Origin of the sequence: Pseudomonas sp. MS15a(2019), assembly GCF_013277805.1 — a bacterium.
Classification (GTDB): domain Bacteria; phylum Pseudomonadota; class Gammaproteobacteria; order Pseudomonadales; family Pseudomonadaceae; genus Chryseomonas; species Chryseomonas benzopyrenica.
This window is the reverse complement of record NZ_VBTN01000001.1, coordinates 115,533-131,392: the sequence shown is the minus strand read 5'-3', so window position 1 is coordinate 131,392 and position 15,860 is coordinate 115,533. Positions and strand designations below refer to the sequence as shown.

The following is a 15,860-nucleotide window of genomic DNA, read 5'->3' as shown; positions in this document are numbered from 1 at the left end:
CCCTTACCGCGCTGATACCCGCCCGATCCGGTCCGGCCGCTGGCGCAGCGCCGGATGCAGGGCGGTGCCCAGGCCCGGTGCGGTTGGCGGTAGCAGCCAGCCCTGCTCCAGTACCGGCAGCTCGGTGACCAGCTCACGATAGAAGCCCGCCAGATAGGCTCGCACCACTTCCTGAAAGATGGCATTGGCTGAGGCCAACCCCAGATGCAGCGAGGCCATCAGCACCACCGGTCCAGTGCAGTCGTGCGGGGCGATGGGCTTCTGATAGGCCTCGGCCAAGGTGGCGATCTTGCGCGCCTCGCTCAGCCCACCGCACCAAGACAGATCCACCATCACATAGTCCAGCGCATCGGCTGCCAACAGATCGCGGAAGGCGCCGCGCATCGCCAGGGTCTCGCTGCCGCAGACCGGAATACCCGCCAGCCGCCGGAAATCCGCCAACCCCTGAACGTGATCCATCTTGATCGGATCTTCCGCCCAGAAGATGTTGTAGTCCTTGAGTGCTCGGGCGATCTGCAGGGCGCAGGTTGGATTCCACAAGGAATGGAATTCGCACATCACCTCGATGCCATCGCCGACCGCCTCTCGGATGCGCGCAAAGGGCTCCAGACCCTGGCGCAAATCGGTGCTGGACAGATACTGACCGCCACTGGCCAGGGCGAAGGCATCGAAGGGCCAGATCTTCATGGCGGCAAACCCTTCGTCCACCAGACTCTGGGCCAGTTCACCGGGGTTTTCCACCGCCGCCACCTGATCGTCGTAGCGTCCGGCCACGCGGGCCTCGCCCTTGGCGATCAACCGGCGCTGCTCACCACCGGTATTGAAGTTGGGACTGGCGCAGGTGTTATAGGCGCGCATCCGCTCGTGGACCTGGCCACCCAGCAGCTGATGGATGGGCACGCCCATAGCCTGGCCGAACAGGTCCCAGAGGGCGATGTCCAGCGCCGAAGCCGCTCGGGTTTCCACGCCGCTGCCGTTGAAGCCCAGATAGCCACGCAGCAGCGCCCGGCTGTGGGCTTCGATCTGTAGGGGATCGCGACCCAGCAGCAGCGGCGCGCAAAGCGAGTGGATCTGCGCCTCCACCGCTTCGGCGCCACGAAAGGTCTCACCCAGGCCAATCAGGCCGCTGTCGGTGTGGATCTCCACCCAGAGCAGATTGGGCAATTGCGTGAGCCTGGTGGTTTCGATACGAGTGATGCGCATGGCGCCTCCTCTAGCGCGGTCCGTGGACCTGGTTGAGCAGCGTTTCGCCTCGCCGCAGGCGTTCGATGTTGGCGGCGATGAAGGCATAGCGGCGCGCGAACAGCCCATGGGTCCAACCCGAGACATGCGGCGTGCAGACGGCATTGGGCAGTTCTTCGAAGCGATGCCGTGCGGGTGCCACGAGATCGCCTTCGCCATTGGGGTAGCGGTACCAGACGTCCAGGTACGCCTTGGCGATGCGCCGGTCGGCGAGCGCCTGATAGAGGGCGTCTTCTTCCACCACCGCCGCTCGTGCCAGGTTCAGCAGCACGGCCTCCGGCCGCATGGCGGCGAATTGGGCAGCGCCGAAGCAGCCCCGGGTGGTCTCGTCCAGCGGACAGGCCAGCACCACGTAATCGGCCAGGCCCAGGGCCTCGTTCAGCGCCTCGGGCGCAAGGGCGGCATCGGCCCCAGAAGGCACCTGGCCGTCGCGAGCACTACGGGTGATGGCCAGGATGCGCATGCCGAAGGCCCGCGCCCGCTGCGCCACTGCCTGGCCGATCCTGCCAAAGCCCAGGATCGCCAGGGTCCTGCCCTGCAACTCACCGCGCGGCTGGCGCCCCAGATAGGCATTGGTCCAGCGCTCGCTGGAGAAGGCCGCCTGGGCCTCACCCAGGCGCACCTCGTGATCGAGCAGGCAGGCCAGGGCGTATTCGGCCATGGGAATCTCGTGCTCGAAGACGTTGCAGACGCGGCAGTCCGCTGCCAGCACCCTGAAATCGATGCCATCGAGACCAGCGCCAGGTACCTGCAGCAGCCGTACCCTGGGTGCCTGCGTTGAACGCTGCAGACGCATGGCGACCAGGACATCGGCGCCCTCGATTCGCTCGTCCCAGGCGGCTGATGCGTGGGCTTCCCGAGGCAAGGTAATAAAGGTGGCCGGGCTGGTCAGGTCCCTGGCGAGTGTCTCCTGGTGCGTGGCGGCTTCGCCAATCATCACGATCTTCATCCGGCTCCTCCCCCTGCTGAGAAAAAATGGTACCGCTACCATTTTTATTACCCTAGCGCCCAGGAAGTCGTCTGACAACCGCAATCTGTTCTTAGGCGCTAGCGCGCTCGACCCACTCGACACCCAGGTCGCGCTGCTGCGGCGCTCCATCACTACCCGCCAGACGGGCCAACAACAATTCCGCTGCCATGTGCCCCAAGGCCGTGGCATCCACCCGTATCGTGGTCAAGGCAGGCAGGGTATGGGCCGCGAAGGCCATATCGCCGAAACCGATCACCGCTACGTCGCCTGGCACCGCCAGCCCCTGCGCCAGGGCCTCGGTCAGCACGCCATGGGCTAGGGTGTCGGAGGTGCAGACCACCAGCAGCGGCCGCACCTTGGTTTGGGCGAGCAGCTGGCACAGGGCCTGGCGCCCCTGCTCCAGGCTGGGCAGTCCGGTGAATAGCGCCGGCGCCGTCTCGGCGATGCCGAGGGTGGCCAGGGCCTGACTCAATGACAGACGTCGCCGGGTACCGCGGGGATCGTCCACCGCCACCTGGGCGACCTGGGCATAACCGCCAGCGTTCGCCCGCTTGGCCAGCAGGGCACCCACTGCCTCATGGTGAAACCCTACCGCCTGATCGATGGGCTCAGCGCTGAGATCCCAGGTTTCCACCACCGGCACACCCGCCGCCTGGAGCCGGGCACGGCTGGCCGGCGTGTGATCAACGCCGGTCAGGATCAGGCCATCCGGCCGCCGACTGAGAATGGTCGCCAGCAGCGCCTCTTCATGCCTGGGATCGTGGCCAGTGACGCCCAGCAACACCTGATACCCGGCCTGGGCCAGTCGCTCGGCCACCGCCTGGTAGCTGTCGGCGAACAGCGGATTGGTCAGCATGGGCACCAGCACCGCCACCAGCCGACTGCGATTGGAGGCCAAGGCCCCAGCCACCAGGTTAGGCATGTAGCCGCTTGCTGCTATGGCGGTCAGTACCCGCTCACGGGTGGCCGCCTTGACGCTTGCGGGCGCGTTCACTACCCGCGAGACCGTGATCGGCGCGACGCCGGCCAGGCTGGCCACATCGCGGATGGTCACGCTACCGGAGCGGCTTCTCGTCTTGCCCGTCATCCTTCCACCCCTGCGCGCTCTGGTCGCAGCCAAAACCACCATGCTAACCGGCCCTCCTGGCGGCCACCATTGGCATTACCCGTCGACGCCAGGGATAATGCCCGCCCTTTCATCGATATCCAGGCCTTCGCCATGACCGATACCAACCAAGATCCCCGTTTGAGCCGCATGAAGCGTCGCCTGCGCAAGAAGCAGTACCTGGGTGAATTCCAGGAACTGGCCTTCGAAATCAAGGTGAGCTTCAAGAACGAACTCAGCGAAGACGACCTGGACACCTTCCTAGGCGACTTCATCGACTACGTCGAAGAGCGCAAGCTGGACTACATCGGTGGCTTCGACAACGCCTGGGTCGAAGGCACCATCATGGCCAACAAGCGCTACACCTCGCCCACCGCGGAAGACCGTACCGCCCTGCTGGACTGGCTCAAGGCCCGCGCCGAAGTTGGCGAAGCCAATGCCTCCGAGCTGCATGACGCCTGGCACCACGACGGCGAAGTCTAAGAGACTGTTCGAAGGCGGCTGCGTGTCGGCCAAACGGCGTTGAAAATGGCTTCGGAATGCTCGTTTACCACTCGTAAACGCTGCTTCCTCAGCCATTTTTGCTTTGTTTGGCTCTAGCTCGCGAGCCTTGGAACAGCCTCTGGGCAACCCTCGTCGGATAGCTTGGCGCCCGTTGCGGTCGTAAAGGGGAATCCGTTGGAAACCAGGTCCTCATGACGACCCTTCTGCAAATCTCCGATACCCACTTCGGCACCGAGCAACCTGCTGTGGTCGCGGCCCTGGAAGCCCATGTCCGCGAACACGGCGCCGATGTCCTCATCCTTTCCGGGGACATCACCCAGCGCGCCCGGCGCGAGCAATTCGCTGCCGCCAAGACCTTCGTCGAACGCCTGGAAAGCTACGGTATCCCGCGTACCCTGGTGATCCCGGGCAATCACGACCTGCCGCTGTACAACCTCTTCACCCGTTTCCTGATGCCCTATGGCAACTACCGCCGCCATTTCGGTCAGGAGTTGGAACCCAGTTTCGAGAACGACGAGCTGCTGCTGGTCGGGCTCAACACCACGGCCCCGCAACGCCACAAGGATGGCGCGGTGAGTGCCGAGCAGATCGAGCGGGTGGCCGAACGCCTGCGCCGCGCCGGTCCCGGCAAGCTGCGCATCGTCATCGCCCACCAGCCCTTCGGTGCCCTCGAACTCAGTGACCTGAGCAATCTGCAGCACAACGCCGATCACGCCCTGGCCACCTGGGCCGATGCCGGCCTGGATCTGGTGATGGGGGGGCATATCCACCTGCCCTATGTGCTGCCCTTGAGTCGCCAGTACCCCACCCTACCCCGCGAGGTCTGGATCGTTCAGGCCGGCACCGCGCTTTCTTCGCGCGTGCGGGGCACCTCGCCCAACTCCTTCAACCGCCTGTTGATCGGTGAAGGCGCGGAAAAGACCGTGGACGTGGAGCGCTGGGATTTCCAGGGCGATCGTTTCGTGGTCGGCGAGCGTCACGAACTGCGCTGGCATGCCGCCCAGGATGCCCTGGCGGAGACCTGAGGCGTCCACGCGGAGCGCCGATGCGCGCTCCTGCGCACTTCCAGCCAAGGAAATTGATTCAAGCTGTTGAAACGGCGGACAGACTGCGGGTGCCGCGTAGTCTTAGGACTTTTCGGCAAGAGTAGCCTCCCATGGAATCCCTGACGCAATCGCTGCTTGGCTTTATCGAAACCCACCAGGCCTGGGCGCCGCTGATCGTCGGCCTGCTCGCCTTCGGCGAATCCCTGGTGCTGCTGGGCGTCTTCATTCCGGCCACGGCGCTGATGCTGGTAGTCGGTGGCCTTGCCGGCTCCGGAGTCCTCGCGCCCGTGCCGCTGGTGCTGGCTGCCATCGTTGGCGCCATCCTCGGCGACATCTGCTCCTACATCATCGGCCGCTGGCTCGGTCCCAGCATCGTTCACCGCCCGCCCTTTCGCCGCTATCGCAAGCAGGTGGCCAAGACCCGGCTGTTCTTCCGCCGCTATGGCTTCTTCGCCGTGTTCGGCGGGCGTTTCCTGACCATGATCCGCAACACCGTCCCCCTGGTGGCCGGGATGATGGCGATGAACCAACTGCGCTTCCAGTCGGCCAACGTGTTGTCGGCCATCGTCTGGGCGCCGCTGATGATGGGCCCGGGCTACCTCGCGGCCAAGGGCGCCAACCATTTCAGTTTTGCCGGCAACGAACCCCTCTGGATCGGTGCGGGGGTCGTCGCCTTGCTGGGCGCCGGCGCCGTGCTGTTCTTCAAGCAGCGGCTGAAACGCGCCTAACGCCGGGCGGCCAGCGCCTCGCGCAGGCGCTCACGATTCAGCGGCACCTCGCGCAGCCGCAGACCGGTCGCCGCCGCCACGGCGTTGGCGATGGCCGCGGGGATGGCGGCAGTGGAGGCCTCCCCGGCACCCACCGCCGGCTCCTCGGGCCGATCGATCAGCTCCAGTTCCAGCTCGGGCAATTCATTGAAGGTCAGCGGCGGATAGGCGCCCCACTCCAGACTCGTCACCCCCTGGTGATCGAAGCGCACCGCCTGCTTGAGGGTCCGGGCGATGCCCTGCACCACGCAGCCCTCCAGCTGATTGCGCAAGCCGTCCGGATTGACGATCAGACCGCAGTCGTGGGCCACCACCACCCGCGTGACCCGGATACCCGTGGCCTCGCTCACCGCCACCTCCACCACCGCAGCCACATAGGCGTTCTCGTTTTCGTAGCGCAGGAAGGCCAAACCCTGCCCCTTCACCAACGCGCCGTCCCAGGCCTTTTCGTGCGCGGCGGGCGGTTGCCACCCGGCCTTGGCAGTGGCGGCCTGTAGCACCGCCCGCGCGCGTGGGTCCTGCAGATAGCGCAGGCGGAATTCCAGTGGATCGACACCTGCCGCTAGGGCCAGCTCGTCCATGAAGGATTCATTGGCGAAGGTGTTGCCGACTGCCCCCAGGGCACGCAAGGCCGACGGCCGCAACGGTGAATCCCCGGCTTCCAGCCAATGAGTGGCCACCTGGACATTGAGCAGATCGTAGTCCAGCGGCGCATTGCGATTGCCGCCGCCCCTACCGCCCTTGAGCGGCAGGCTGTAGGCCAACTGCCCGGCGAGCAGCGCCGCCTTGCCGGTCTGGCCATTGGGTCGGGTCAGATGGGTGGGCGTCCAGTTGGCGAAGCGCCAGGCCAGCAGATCGCCAGTCACACTCAGGCCGCCGGCCAGACGCATCAGCATCGCCGGCCCCTTGGGATTCCAGCCGTGCTCGTCGGCCCGACTCCATTGCACCCGCACCGGACGGCCGCACAACTTGGAGAGTAGTGCCGCATCGGCCGCCGCATCATCGGCGCCGTTGTGGCCATAGCAACCGGACGCCTGCTGATAGATGACATGGATACCGTCTTCCGGCAGCCCCAGCAGGTCCGCCAGTGCCGCCCTGAGCTGATAGACGCCCTGGGTGCCGCTCCAGACGGTAGCGCCCTCGGCCCCCACGTCCGCGACTGCGCAGGAGGGACCGATGGAATCGTGATTCTGATAGGGCCAGCGATACTCGGCCTTCAGGCGCTGCGCAGCGCTCGCCAGTTCGCCCGCGACATCGCCGGTCTCCTGCTGGATGTCGGCCGGTCCGGCCTTGGCTTCCAGTCGGGCATAGAGCTCGCCCGGCAGCGGCAGGTCCGGTACCAGGCTCCAGTCCACCCGTAGCGCCGCCGCGCCCTGTCGCGCCAGCCACGCCTGCTCGGCCACCACCGCGACGAAGGCGCCTTCGTAGACCAGTTGAGCGCCAGCCGGCAGTGCGCTGGCATCGATACCGCGAAGGCTCACCCCGGCCAACCGCGCCGAGCCGGTGCAGGGCGGTCGCACCACGCAACCGTGCAGCATGCCGGGCAGGCGCAGGTCATGGACATAGTCGAAATGGCCGAACAGCTTGGCGGGGATATCCTCCCGTGGCACCGAGGTGCCGACCAGACGGCAATCCTTGACGGCCCGGGTGCGCACGGCCTGATTGACCAGCCGCCCTAGGGGCCGTCCGCCCACCAGTTCGCCATAGCTGACATAGCGTCCGGTGGGATCGCCGCGATAGACCACGCGGCCGTCCACCGTGTCCACCACGGCCAGATCCAGCCCCAGGCGCCGCGATCCCTCCAGAAACAGGAATTGCCGCGCGCTGGCGGCGGCCTTGCGCAACTGGGCACCGCCTACCTGCAAGCTCTTGCTGCCAGCGGTGATGCCCTGGTCCGGCGTCAGCCGGGTATCGCCCTGGATCAACCGGGTGGCGGCGAAAGACACGCACAGCTCCTCGGCCACGATCTGCCGCAGCGCCGTGCTGACCCCGGTGCCCAGCTCCACCTTGCCGCTGTAGACGGTGACCTGGCCCTGGGCATCCACTGCCAGCCAGGCGTCCAGCTGGCGCTGATCGAGGGTCTTGGCCAGGTCCGCCGGGTCAGCCGGTGCAGGCAGCACCTGGGCGGCGACCGGTCGCTGCAGGCTGAAACCCAGCAGCAGCATTGCGCTGCCGCCGAGAAAGGCACGTCGCGACAGCGTCATGCCGGAGCCTGCCCGTCGCGCAGCAGCACCGCCGCGCGCTTGATCGCGCGCAGGATCCGATAGTGGGTACCACAGCCGCAGAAGTTGGCGGCCAATGCCTGACGGATCTGCGCATCGCTGGGATCCGCCACCCGTGCGAGCAGGGCCTGGGCGGTCATCACCATGCCAGGGATGCAATAGCCGCACTGCGCCGCCTGTTCCTCGATGAAGGCCTGCTGCAGCGCATGAGGGGCCTCGGGCGTGCCCAGACCTTCCAGGGTCAGCACCTCGCGACCGACGAAGGAGGCTGCCGGCAACAGGCAGGCGCGCACCGGCTTGCCATCCGCCAGCACCGTGCAGGCGCCGCACTCACCTAGGCCGCAACCGAATTTCGGTCCCTTGAGGCCCAGTTCATCGCGCAAGGCCTCCAGCAGGGGCATGCGCGGGTCGACGTCGAGCTGTCGCTGCTCACCGTTGACCTTCAATTCAATGGCCGCCACCGCTATTTCTCCGCGTTACGCGCCGCTGCCACATCCTCGGGGCGGATGTCGGCGGCATGACCGCCAAAGCGGCGGCCGATGTAGGTGGCCAGATCGGCGAGCTGCTGATCGCTGAGCATTTCCCGATAGGCTGGCATGAAGGCGTGCTCGCTACGCCCCTGGCGGTCGAGACCGTCGAGCAGGACGCGCACCAGGTTGGTCCCTGTGGGATCGCGCACCGCCGAGTAGTTGCTGAAGGACCGCGGATAGGGACCCGCCGGCCCCTGGTCATCCGGTGCGTGACAGCTGGCGCAAGCGGATTGCAGCAAAGCCGCGCTTTCCGCCTCCGCGGCCGTGAGAGGTCCGGCCTCTCCGGGCGGCTGCACCTCGGCGCGCGCCGGGACCGCTCCGGGCTGCGCCGGTAGGGTTCGCAGATAGGCGATCAGGGCACCGAGATCGGCGTCGTCCAGATGGCGGGTGCCACCACTTACCACCTCCGCCATGGGCCCGGCCGCCACGGCTTCGCCGCGTTGATGGCCTTCGCGCAGATAGCTGGCCAGCTTGGCATCGCTCCAGCCGCCGAGGCCACGCGGATCCGCGGTGAGATTCCAGGCGGTCCAGCCCTGCTGGGTCGCGCCGGCATAGGCCCGGCCGCTGTCGAGCCCCTGACTCCAGGTCCGCGGGGTATGGCATTCCTGGCAGTGCCCCAGCGCCTCCGCCAGGTAGGCGCCTCGCGCCACCTGCGCATCGGCCGTCGCCGGTAACGGACCTGGCGTGAAGTTGAGCCACTTCCAGCCACGGATCAGCGCGCGCTGGTCGAAGGGAAAGCGCAGCGCATTGGCCGGCGGCGCATAGGGCACCGGCCGCTGGATCTGCAGGAAGGCGAAGATGGCGGCGACGTCCTCGTCGCTCAACCGGGTAAAGGCGGTATAGGGAAAGGCGGGATAGAGCTGCTCGCCTTCCCGCCCCAGCCCGTCATGCAAGGCGCGGCGAAACTCATCCACCGTCCAGTCACCCAGCCCCTGCTGGCGATCCGGGGTGATGTTGCTCGAATAGAGACGACCGAACGGCGTGTCGAAGGCGACCCCGCCAGCGAAGGGCGCGCCATCCGGGCGGGTATGGCAACCCTGGCAGTTGCCCAGGCGCGTCAGATACTCGCCCCGCGCCTGGGTCGCCTCATCGGCGCCGGCCGATGCGACGCTAGACAGGAGCAGCATCCCCGCCAGCAGGGGCAGGGCAAAGGATCTCATCGGCCCTCCTCGTGAGATCGAACCGGACTGGCGGATGTCGCCGCGGCTTCGCCGTCATCCTAATCGCAGCGGCCAGCCGCGGTGGCGTTCACCCCTGGAGGTGAGATGCAGACGACAGTTTCGGCCAGCGCGTCAGCGGCGGCCTTTACATTACCGTGCCGGTCCGGCTGCGTTCTTATACGGCGCTATCGGAAGATTGACGCTGCCCAGTCCTGATTACCTGTACTCAGGACAGAAAGGATAGACGCACCTATTTGAGCACATACAGGGGTGGTATTACTTATCGCTTGGGCACGAAGCCATCGGGCTTGGCCGCCAGCCAGTCGACGAACTGTCGGATGCGCGCGTCGCTGAGCAGCAATTCGCGGCTGTTGTATTCCAGCGCCAGGGTCTTTTCGTCGAAGGTCTGGTGGATATGGTTGTGGCAGGGGCGGCAGACCCAGAGGGTGGCGGTGATCCGGCTGACGCGGTCGAATCTCTTGCGCACGTAGGCCTTGTCGTGCAGCGAGCGAGGGATCAGGTGATGGCGGGTGAGCGGCGCCGCCCGACCGCACAGCTCGCAACGAGCCGGCTGGGGCGGCAGACGTATCGCCTGAGGCATGATGGGCTCCGCACGGGCTGGATGCCCATTCGAGCGGCCCGGGCGGAACGGGGTTCAATAGCCGCCGGCGAGACTCGGCGTGACCAGCACCCGCTTGGCCTGCAGGTAGCTGTTCTGCCAGTAGGGCTTGGCCAGGCTGTCCAGGCGTACCGTGCCACCGGTGCGCGGCGCATGGACGAAGCGCCCCTCCCCTACATAGATGCCGGCATGGCTGACCTGACGGCCACCGGCAGTGGCGAAGAAGATCAGATCACCGGGCTGCAGGGCATTGCGCGCCACATTGGGCGAGCCCAGGGTGATCATCTCGCGGGTCGAACGCGGCAGGGTCACCCCAGCCGCATCGCGATAGACGTAGCCGATCAGGCCGCTGCAGTCGAAACCGCCGGCCGGGGTGTTGCCGCCATAGCGATAGGGGGTACCGACCAACCCGATGGCGCGAAACAGCACATCATTGGCGGCTTGGGCTTGGCTTTCCAGCAGGGGACGGGAAACGACCGGGGCGACCGGTGCGGGGGCCTGGGGCGGCCTGCCGGCACAGGCGGCCAGCAGTACAAAGGCGCAATACAATCCGAGGCGAGCCGCATGCGGCATTGGAGACATCCTTAGTTATCCATCGATCACCGTCGGCCTGCCACGCAGCCTCGACGGGTCCTCGAAGCGCACCGGCGAAGATCGCGGCGATACGCTTCAGCGCAATACGCGCTTGCCTTCCAGGAAACTCACCTTCCAGTACTGGTCGTTCAGGCTGTCCACCCGCACCCCGCCGCTCCGGCGACTGGAGGAATGGATGAACTTGCCCTCGCCCATGTAGATACCGGTGTGACTGACCCGGCCACGGCCGTTGCTATTGAACAGCAACAGGTCGCCAGGTTCCAGGTCGTTCTTGCTGACTACCGGTACTTCGAGATCGATGATCTCGCGGGTGGAGCGCGGCAGGGTCATGCCGGCCCGCTCGCGGAACACGTAATTGACGAAACCGCTGCAATCGAAACCGGCCAGGCTACTGCCGCCACGGCGATAAGGCGTGCCCACTAGCTGGGTCGCACGGTCGAGGATCTGGTCCGCCAGATTCGGCAGCGCCTGGCGCGGGCCGACCTCGCGCTCCCAGTCGAGCTGATGCGGCGACTGGGTATGAGGGAAGACCGGACGTTGCTGAGCACCCTCGGCCTCCACAGGCGCGGAGCCGTTGCCAGCGCCACCCAGGCCATGCAGCGAAGCGGTCTGGAACGTCCGGGAGGTAGCGGGCGAATCCTGGGTAATGGTGGTGTCGGGACTTTGCGGCGCACTCGCACAGGCGGCGAGCAGACAGACAAAAGACAGGGGCACGAGGGGTGCGAGGCGGTTCCTTGGCATGGGCACGACCGTGTCGTTTTTTCAAAGTTTCGACACCTTGCCGACCTGGATCACAGATGGCAAGTTTTTTTAGCCCTCGATGTGACTTAAAAGCCGAGGAAGGACGTCTACGGCCCTTTTTTTGAGTTGAACGGTCGCCAAGCCACTCAGCGACGAACGGTCCGGATTGATCTCGATGAGGTCACCACCCTGCGCCAGGGTCTGCCCGATCGGCGCCTGGATATAGCCGAAGGCCGCCGTGGTGCCGACGGCGATCACCAGATCGAAACCCTCCTCCGCTGCATCCTGCAGACGCTGCAGTTCGGTGATCGGCAGGGCTTCCTCGAACAGGACCACGGGTGGCCGCAGGATCCCGCCGCAAGAGTGACAGCGCGGTGGCAACGGACCTGCCAGACAGGCCTGGGCATCCGCTACTGCCTGGCCACACCTCATGCAGGCCAGCGGTTCGAGTTGCCCATGGATCTCGATCAAACGCTCCGCTGGAAATCCCGACTGTCGATGAAAGCCGTCGATGTTCTGGGTCAGCACCCAGCTGCCAGGGTGACGCACGCCGAAAGCGGCAATCGCCCGGTGCGCCGCATTGGGCACCGCCGCGGCGCAGGCCTTTCCGAGTTGAGCCAGGTAGCGCCAGCAGACGTCGGGACGCTGCCGCAACATGCTGCCCGACAGCGCCGCCTCGATGGGAACGCCCTCTTCGGTAAGGCCGTTGTACAGCCCACCCAGGCCACGATAGGTCGGCAAGCCCGAGTCGGCGGACAGCCCTGCCCCGGTGATGAACAGCACCCGCCCGGCCCGCGCGAGCAGACCCCGGGCGCGTGCCAGGGCGTCAGTCAATGATTCACCGTCAGAGCCAGCATCACCGACAGCTGGCAGAGCGGACGCCCGCTCTGTTCCTGCCAGAGGTTGAAGGCCTCCTGCATCTTCTGCCGATCGCGCTTGGCGGTGGGCGCCTTGTCGAGGATGTTCTGCGCCTTGAGGGCCGTTACCACGTCGTCGGTCGCCAGGAAGGTGTCCTTGCCGGCCATGCGCAGGAAGCGCTGCGCCGACAGGCCACCCAACTGATTGCCACGCTTGGTCAGCAGCTCCCACAGACCGACGATGTCCTGCCCCGGCCAATCGGCCAGCAACTGGCCGAAGCTGCCGTGGCTGCGCTGGAAATCGAGCACCATCTGGGCGTTGATGGGCACGCTACGCAGCTTGCCCAGGTGGCGGATCAGCCGCGCATCCTGCATCAACCGCTCCAGGCGTTCGCCGCCCATGAGCACCACCTTCTCCGGATCGAAGCCGAAGAAGACCTCCTCGAAGGCCGGCCACTTGGCATCCACCAGGCTGTGCTTGAGCCCGGCGCGAAAGATGCGGCGAGTCAGCAGCGACAGATAGCGGTCATCGCCCACGGACCTCAGGGTCGCGGCGTCCACCGGTTGCGGCAGCCGCGCCTCCAAGGCCGCGCGGGAGCCGCAGCGGTTGAGAGCGTATTCGAGCAGCCAGGCGTAATCCCGCATCAGAGATTCATCACCTGGACGAAGCGCGGCGTCGCGCTGTCATCGATCTTGAGACTGGCGAAGTCGAACAGCTCGCGATCCGCCAATTGCGACGGCACCACGTTCTGCAGGGCGCGGAACATGATCTCGGTACGCCCCGGCGTCTTGCGCTCCCACTCCAGCAGCATCTCCTTGACCACCTTGCGCTGCAGGTTTTCCTGGGAGCCGCAGAGGTTGCAGGGAATGATGGGGAATTCGCGCAAGACCGCGTAGGCCTCGATGTCCTTTTCGTTGCAATAGGCCAGCGGGCGGATCACCACGTTGCGGCCGTCATCGGCCCGCAGCTTAGGGGGCATGGCCTTGAGCGTGCCGCCATGGAACAAATTGAGGAAGAAGGTTTCTACCATGTCGTCGCGATGATGGCCCAGCGCCATCTTGGTCGCACCGATCTCGTCGGCGAAGGTGTAGAGGATGCCCCGCCGCAGGCGCGAGCACAGCGAACAGGTGGTCTTGCCCTCGGGGATCTTTTCCTTCACCACGGAATAGGTATCACGTTCCAGAATGTGGTACTCGACTCCCAGTTCCTTCAGGTACTGAGGTAAAACGTGCTCAGGAAAGCCCGGCTGCTTCTGGTCGAGGTTGACCGCCACGATCTCGAAGCGAATCGGCGCGACCTTCTGCAGATAGAGCAGCATGTCGAGCAGGGTGTAGCTGTCCTTGCCACCGGACAGGCAGACCATGACCTTGTCGCCGTCCTCGATCATGTTGTAGTCGGCGATGGCTTCGCCGGTAAGACGGCGCAGGCGTTTCTGCAGCTTGTTCTGGTTGACCGAAAGGGTGCCCATGGATGAATCCGCGAAAGGAAAAAACGAAAGGCCGGCATTTTACGCGCAAAGCGTCCGCCGCCCTACCCCGAACGTCAGTCCGCAGCGACCGGCAGCCATGAGCGAGACCCAGGCGCTCATGACGGCGCTCCATCAGGAACTGCTCCGGGCCAAGTCCGGCCTGTCGGAGTACGAGTTGCTGCAGGCCTTGCGCCGGGCGGGGTCGCCCCTGGTGCCCCCGCGCCCCGTGACCGACAACTACGAACTCTTCCGCCTGCACTTTCGCGTCTTCAACGCGCTCTACCGCCTGCGTGACCAACTGCGCGCCGAACAGCGCGCCGAACTCATCATCAGCGCCCTGCGCATCGAACTGCGGCCCTACCTGCGCGCCCGTGCCGGGCTGGTGGTGGCCGATCCGTTGCGCGCCTACTACCTGGATCTCACCCAGCTCGAAACCACCACCCCGGAAGACGTGGCCGATCTGCTCAATCACTTCTGGGCGCTGGTCAATGGCGAGTCGGAACTGCTGGAAGCCCTGCGCCTGCTAGGCCTGGATCGCTCGGCCGACTACGGCCAGATCCGCCGCCGCTATCGCCAGCTCGCCAGCCGTCATCATCCCGATCACGGCGGCAGCACCGGCCGGCTACAAGCCATCAACGCGGCCATGGATACGCTACGGCGGCACTACGGTCACCAGCCGACCGCGGACGCTAGGGCGCAGGCACGAGCTTCGGCATAATTGCCCGGTTCCCCAGAGGTTGCCCATGCCTGAACCACTCAAAGACCGGGTCGAAGACTGCTATCGCCAGGCCGAGGCCTTCTTCAAACGCCGCTTTCCTCGTCCCGACGTCAGCCTGGCCTTGCGTGGCCAGCGCGCAGGCGTTGCCCATCTCACCGAGAATCGGCTGAGATTCAACAAGCAGCTCTATCAGGAAAATACCGTCCACTTTCTCGAACAGACCGTCGCTCACGAGGTGGCGCATCTGGTGGCGCATCAGTTGTTCGGTGGCCGTATCAGGCCCCATGGCGAGGAGTGGCAGCTGATCATGCGGGGCGTCTATGGCTTGCCGCCGGATCGCTGCCATACCTATGAGCTGCCACAGCGCGCCCGAACGCTCTATCTATATCGCTGCAATTGCCCGGATGGTCGTTTCGAGTTCACCGCCCAGCGTCACGCGCTGGTGCGCAAGGGGCGCCGCTATCTATGCCGGCGCTGCCGTGGACCGCTGGCCTTCACCGACGAAGTGATCAGCGGCTGAGCCTGCCGGACCCGTTCTGGGTACCGGCAGGCAGGGAAAGCACTCAGCCCTGGGCAAAGACTTCGTCGAACAGGTTGTGCATCGCCAGGAAGGCGCGCTTGGCCACAACCGGGTGGTACTGCTGCTTGCCCGGATTGTTGGCTTCGGGATCGGTGAAGGAATGCACCGCGCCGCCATAGCTCAGCAACTGCCAATCCACCTGGGCGGCATCCATTTCTTGGCGGAAGCCAGCGAGCTGCTCGTCCGGCACCATGGGATCGGCGGCACCGTGCAGCACCAGCACCGGACCGGTGATACGCGCCGCATCGGCCGGGTTGGGCGTATCCAGATTGGCGTGGAAGGTCACCACGGCGCTCAGCGGGGCCCCGTCGCGCGCCAGTTCCAGAGCCGCGCAGCCGCCAAAACAGAAGCCGATAGCAGCGATCTGGTGGACGTCCACCGCCGCCGTCTCAGCCTGGGCGACCAGGGCCGCATAGGCTGCCTGCATGCGCTGGCGCAGCAGGGCGCGATCGCCGCGGATCGGCGTCATGGCCGCCAGGGCCTCGTCGGCGTTCTGCGGACGCACATTGCGACCGTAGAAATCCACTACCAGGTAAGCCAGGCCGTCGGCCTCGGCCAGCGCCTTGGCCTGCTCGACGGCGCCATGGGACACCCCCATCCAGTTGGGTGCAAACAATACGCCCGGACGGGTCGGATTACCGCTGGTGGCGTACACCAGCTGGCTCTCGAACGGTTCACCATCGATTTCGTAGGCAACGGGTTTTACAGTGACATCGACCATGGGGTCCTCCAAAGG

The 15,860-nt window shown here is 65.8% G+C and carries 18 protein-coding genes; 5 read left to right on the top strand and 13 right to left on the bottom strand.

Annotated elements, in window-relative coordinates:
- Positions 1–3 precede the first annotated feature (3 nt).
- The 3 genes from FEZ61_RS00595 to FEZ61_RS00585 all read right to left on the bottom strand — a co-directional run bounded on the left by FEZ61_RS00595 (position 4) and on the right by FEZ61_RS00585 (position 3,299).
- Positions 4–1,203 (bottom strand): mandelate racemase/muconate lactonizing enzyme family protein, encoded by a 1,200-nt coding sequence (locus FEZ61_RS00595; RefSeq protein ID WP_173146730.1) that lies wholly within the window; start codon positions 1,201–1,203, stop codon positions 4–6.
- A 10-nt stretch (positions 1,204–1,213) separates the two neighbouring features.
- Positions 1,214–2,191, bottom strand: a complete 978-nt coding sequence (locus FEZ61_RS00590; RefSeq protein WP_173146728.1) for a 2-hydroxyacid dehydrogenase — start codon at positions 2,189–2,191, stop codon at positions 1,214–1,216.
- Positions 2,192–2,282: 91 nt separating this feature from the next.
- Positions 2,283–3,299 carry a LacI family DNA-binding transcriptional regulator gene (locus FEZ61_RS00585; RefSeq protein ID WP_173146726.1) on the bottom strand — a complete coding sequence of 339 codons (1,017 nt, stop codon included), beginning with the start codon at positions 3,297–3,299 and terminating at the stop codon, positions 2,283–2,285.
- 132 nt (positions 3,300–3,431) lie between these two features.
- Between FEZ61_RS00585 and FEZ61_RS00580 the strand changes: the two genes are divergently transcribed.
- The 3 genes from FEZ61_RS00580 to FEZ61_RS00570 all read left to right on the top strand — a co-directional run bounded on the left by FEZ61_RS00580 (position 3,432) and on the right by FEZ61_RS00570 (position 5,595).
- Positions 3,432–3,800, top strand: coding sequence for a YggL family protein (locus FEZ61_RS00580; protein ID WP_007159230.1), 369 nt, complete (start codon positions 3,432–3,434; stop codon positions 3,798–3,800).
- A 212-nt stretch (positions 3,801–4,012) separates the two neighbouring features.
- The gene (locus FEZ61_RS00575; protein WP_160922871.1) at positions 4,013–4,846 is read left to right on the top strand and encodes a metallophosphoesterase; all 834 of its coding nucleotides are present in this window, start codon (positions 4,013–4,015) and stop codon (positions 4,844–4,846) included.
- Positions 4,847–4,977: 131 nt separating this feature from the next.
- Positions 4,978–5,595 (top strand): DedA family protein, encoded by a 618-nt coding sequence (locus tag FEZ61_RS00570; protein WP_017638873.1) that lies wholly within the window; start codon positions 4,978–4,980, stop codon positions 5,593–5,595.
- Here FEZ61_RS00570 and FEZ61_RS00565 read toward each other — a convergent pair.
- The 9 genes from FEZ61_RS00565 to ttcA form a co-directional block, all read right to left on the bottom strand.
- Positions 5,592–7,838 (bottom strand): molybdopterin cofactor-binding domain-containing protein, encoded by a 2,247-nt coding sequence (locus FEZ61_RS00565; RefSeq protein ID WP_173146724.1) that lies wholly within the window; start codon positions 7,836–7,838, stop codon positions 5,592–5,594. The two genes, FEZ61_RS00570 and FEZ61_RS00565, sit on opposite strands and share 4 nt — an antisense overlap.
- Entirely contained in the window at positions 7,835–8,317 is a 483-nt protein-coding gene (locus tag FEZ61_RS00560) for a 2Fe-2S iron-sulfur cluster-binding protein (protein ID WP_173146722.1), read from the bottom strand. The genes FEZ61_RS00565 and FEZ61_RS00560 overlap by 4 nt, the downstream gene beginning before the upstream one ends.
- A gap of 2 nt (positions 8,318–8,319) precedes the next feature.
- Positions 8,320–9,546 carry a cytochrome c gene (locus FEZ61_RS00555; protein ID WP_173146720.1) on the bottom strand — a complete coding sequence of 409 codons (1,227 nt, stop codon included), beginning with the start codon at positions 9,544–9,546 and terminating at the stop codon, positions 8,320–8,322.
- 280 nt (positions 9,547–9,826) lie between these two features.
- Positions 9,827–10,147, bottom strand: a complete 321-nt coding sequence (locus FEZ61_RS00550; protein WP_007159236.1) for a hypothetical protein — start codon at positions 10,145–10,147, stop codon at positions 9,827–9,829.
- Positions 10,148–10,201: 54 nt separating this feature from the next.
- Positions 10,202–10,738, bottom strand: a complete 537-nt coding sequence (locus FEZ61_RS00545) for a C40 family peptidase (protein ID WP_017638877.1) — start codon at positions 10,736–10,738, stop codon at positions 10,202–10,204.
- Positions 10,739–10,834: 96 nt separating this feature from the next.
- Positions 10,835–11,506, bottom strand: a complete 672-nt coding sequence (locus FEZ61_RS00540; protein ID WP_026083582.1) for an NlpC/P60 family protein — start codon at positions 11,504–11,506, stop codon at positions 10,835–10,837.
- A 63-nt stretch (positions 11,507–11,569) separates the two neighbouring features.
- Positions 11,570–12,334: an NAD-dependent protein deacylase gene (locus FEZ61_RS00535; RefSeq protein ID WP_017638879.1), complete on the bottom strand. Its 765-nt coding sequence runs from the start codon at positions 12,332–12,334 to the stop codon at positions 11,570–11,572.
- A complete protein-coding gene (locus FEZ61_RS00530; RefSeq protein WP_017638880.1) occupies positions 12,331–13,002 on the bottom strand; it encodes a DNA-3-methyladenine glycosylase I in 672 nt (223 codons plus the stop codon). Before FEZ61_RS00530 ends, FEZ61_RS00535 begins: the two co-directional genes overlap by 4 nt.
- Positions 13,002–13,826, bottom strand: coding sequence for a tRNA 2-thiocytidine(32) synthetase TtcA (gene ttcA, locus FEZ61_RS00525; protein WP_007159241.1), 825 nt, complete (start codon positions 13,824–13,826; stop codon positions 13,002–13,004). The genes FEZ61_RS00530 and ttcA overlap by 1 nt, the downstream gene beginning before the upstream one ends.
- 97 nt (positions 13,827–13,923) lie before the next feature.
- Here ttcA and FEZ61_RS00520 point away from each other — a divergent pair, with 97 nt between their 5' ends.
- The gene (locus tag FEZ61_RS00520) at positions 13,924–14,544 is read left to right on the top strand and encodes a DNA-J related domain-containing protein (protein WP_017638881.1); all 621 of its coding nucleotides are present in this window, start codon (positions 13,924–13,926) and stop codon (positions 14,542–14,544) included.
- Positions 14,545–14,569: 25 nt separating this feature from the next.
- Positions 14,570–15,064 (top strand): SprT family zinc-dependent metalloprotease, encoded by a 495-nt coding sequence (locus FEZ61_RS00515; protein WP_017638882.1) that lies wholly within the window; start codon positions 14,570–14,572, stop codon positions 15,062–15,064.
- Positions 15,065–15,107: 43 nt separating this feature from the next.
- Here FEZ61_RS00515 and FEZ61_RS00510 read toward each other — a convergent pair whose 3' ends face one another.
- Positions 15,108–15,845, bottom strand: a complete 738-nt coding sequence (locus FEZ61_RS00510; RefSeq protein ID WP_068385307.1) for a dienelactone hydrolase family protein — start codon at positions 15,843–15,845, stop codon at positions 15,108–15,110.
- Between the last annotated feature and the right edge of the window lie 15 nt (positions 15,846–15,860).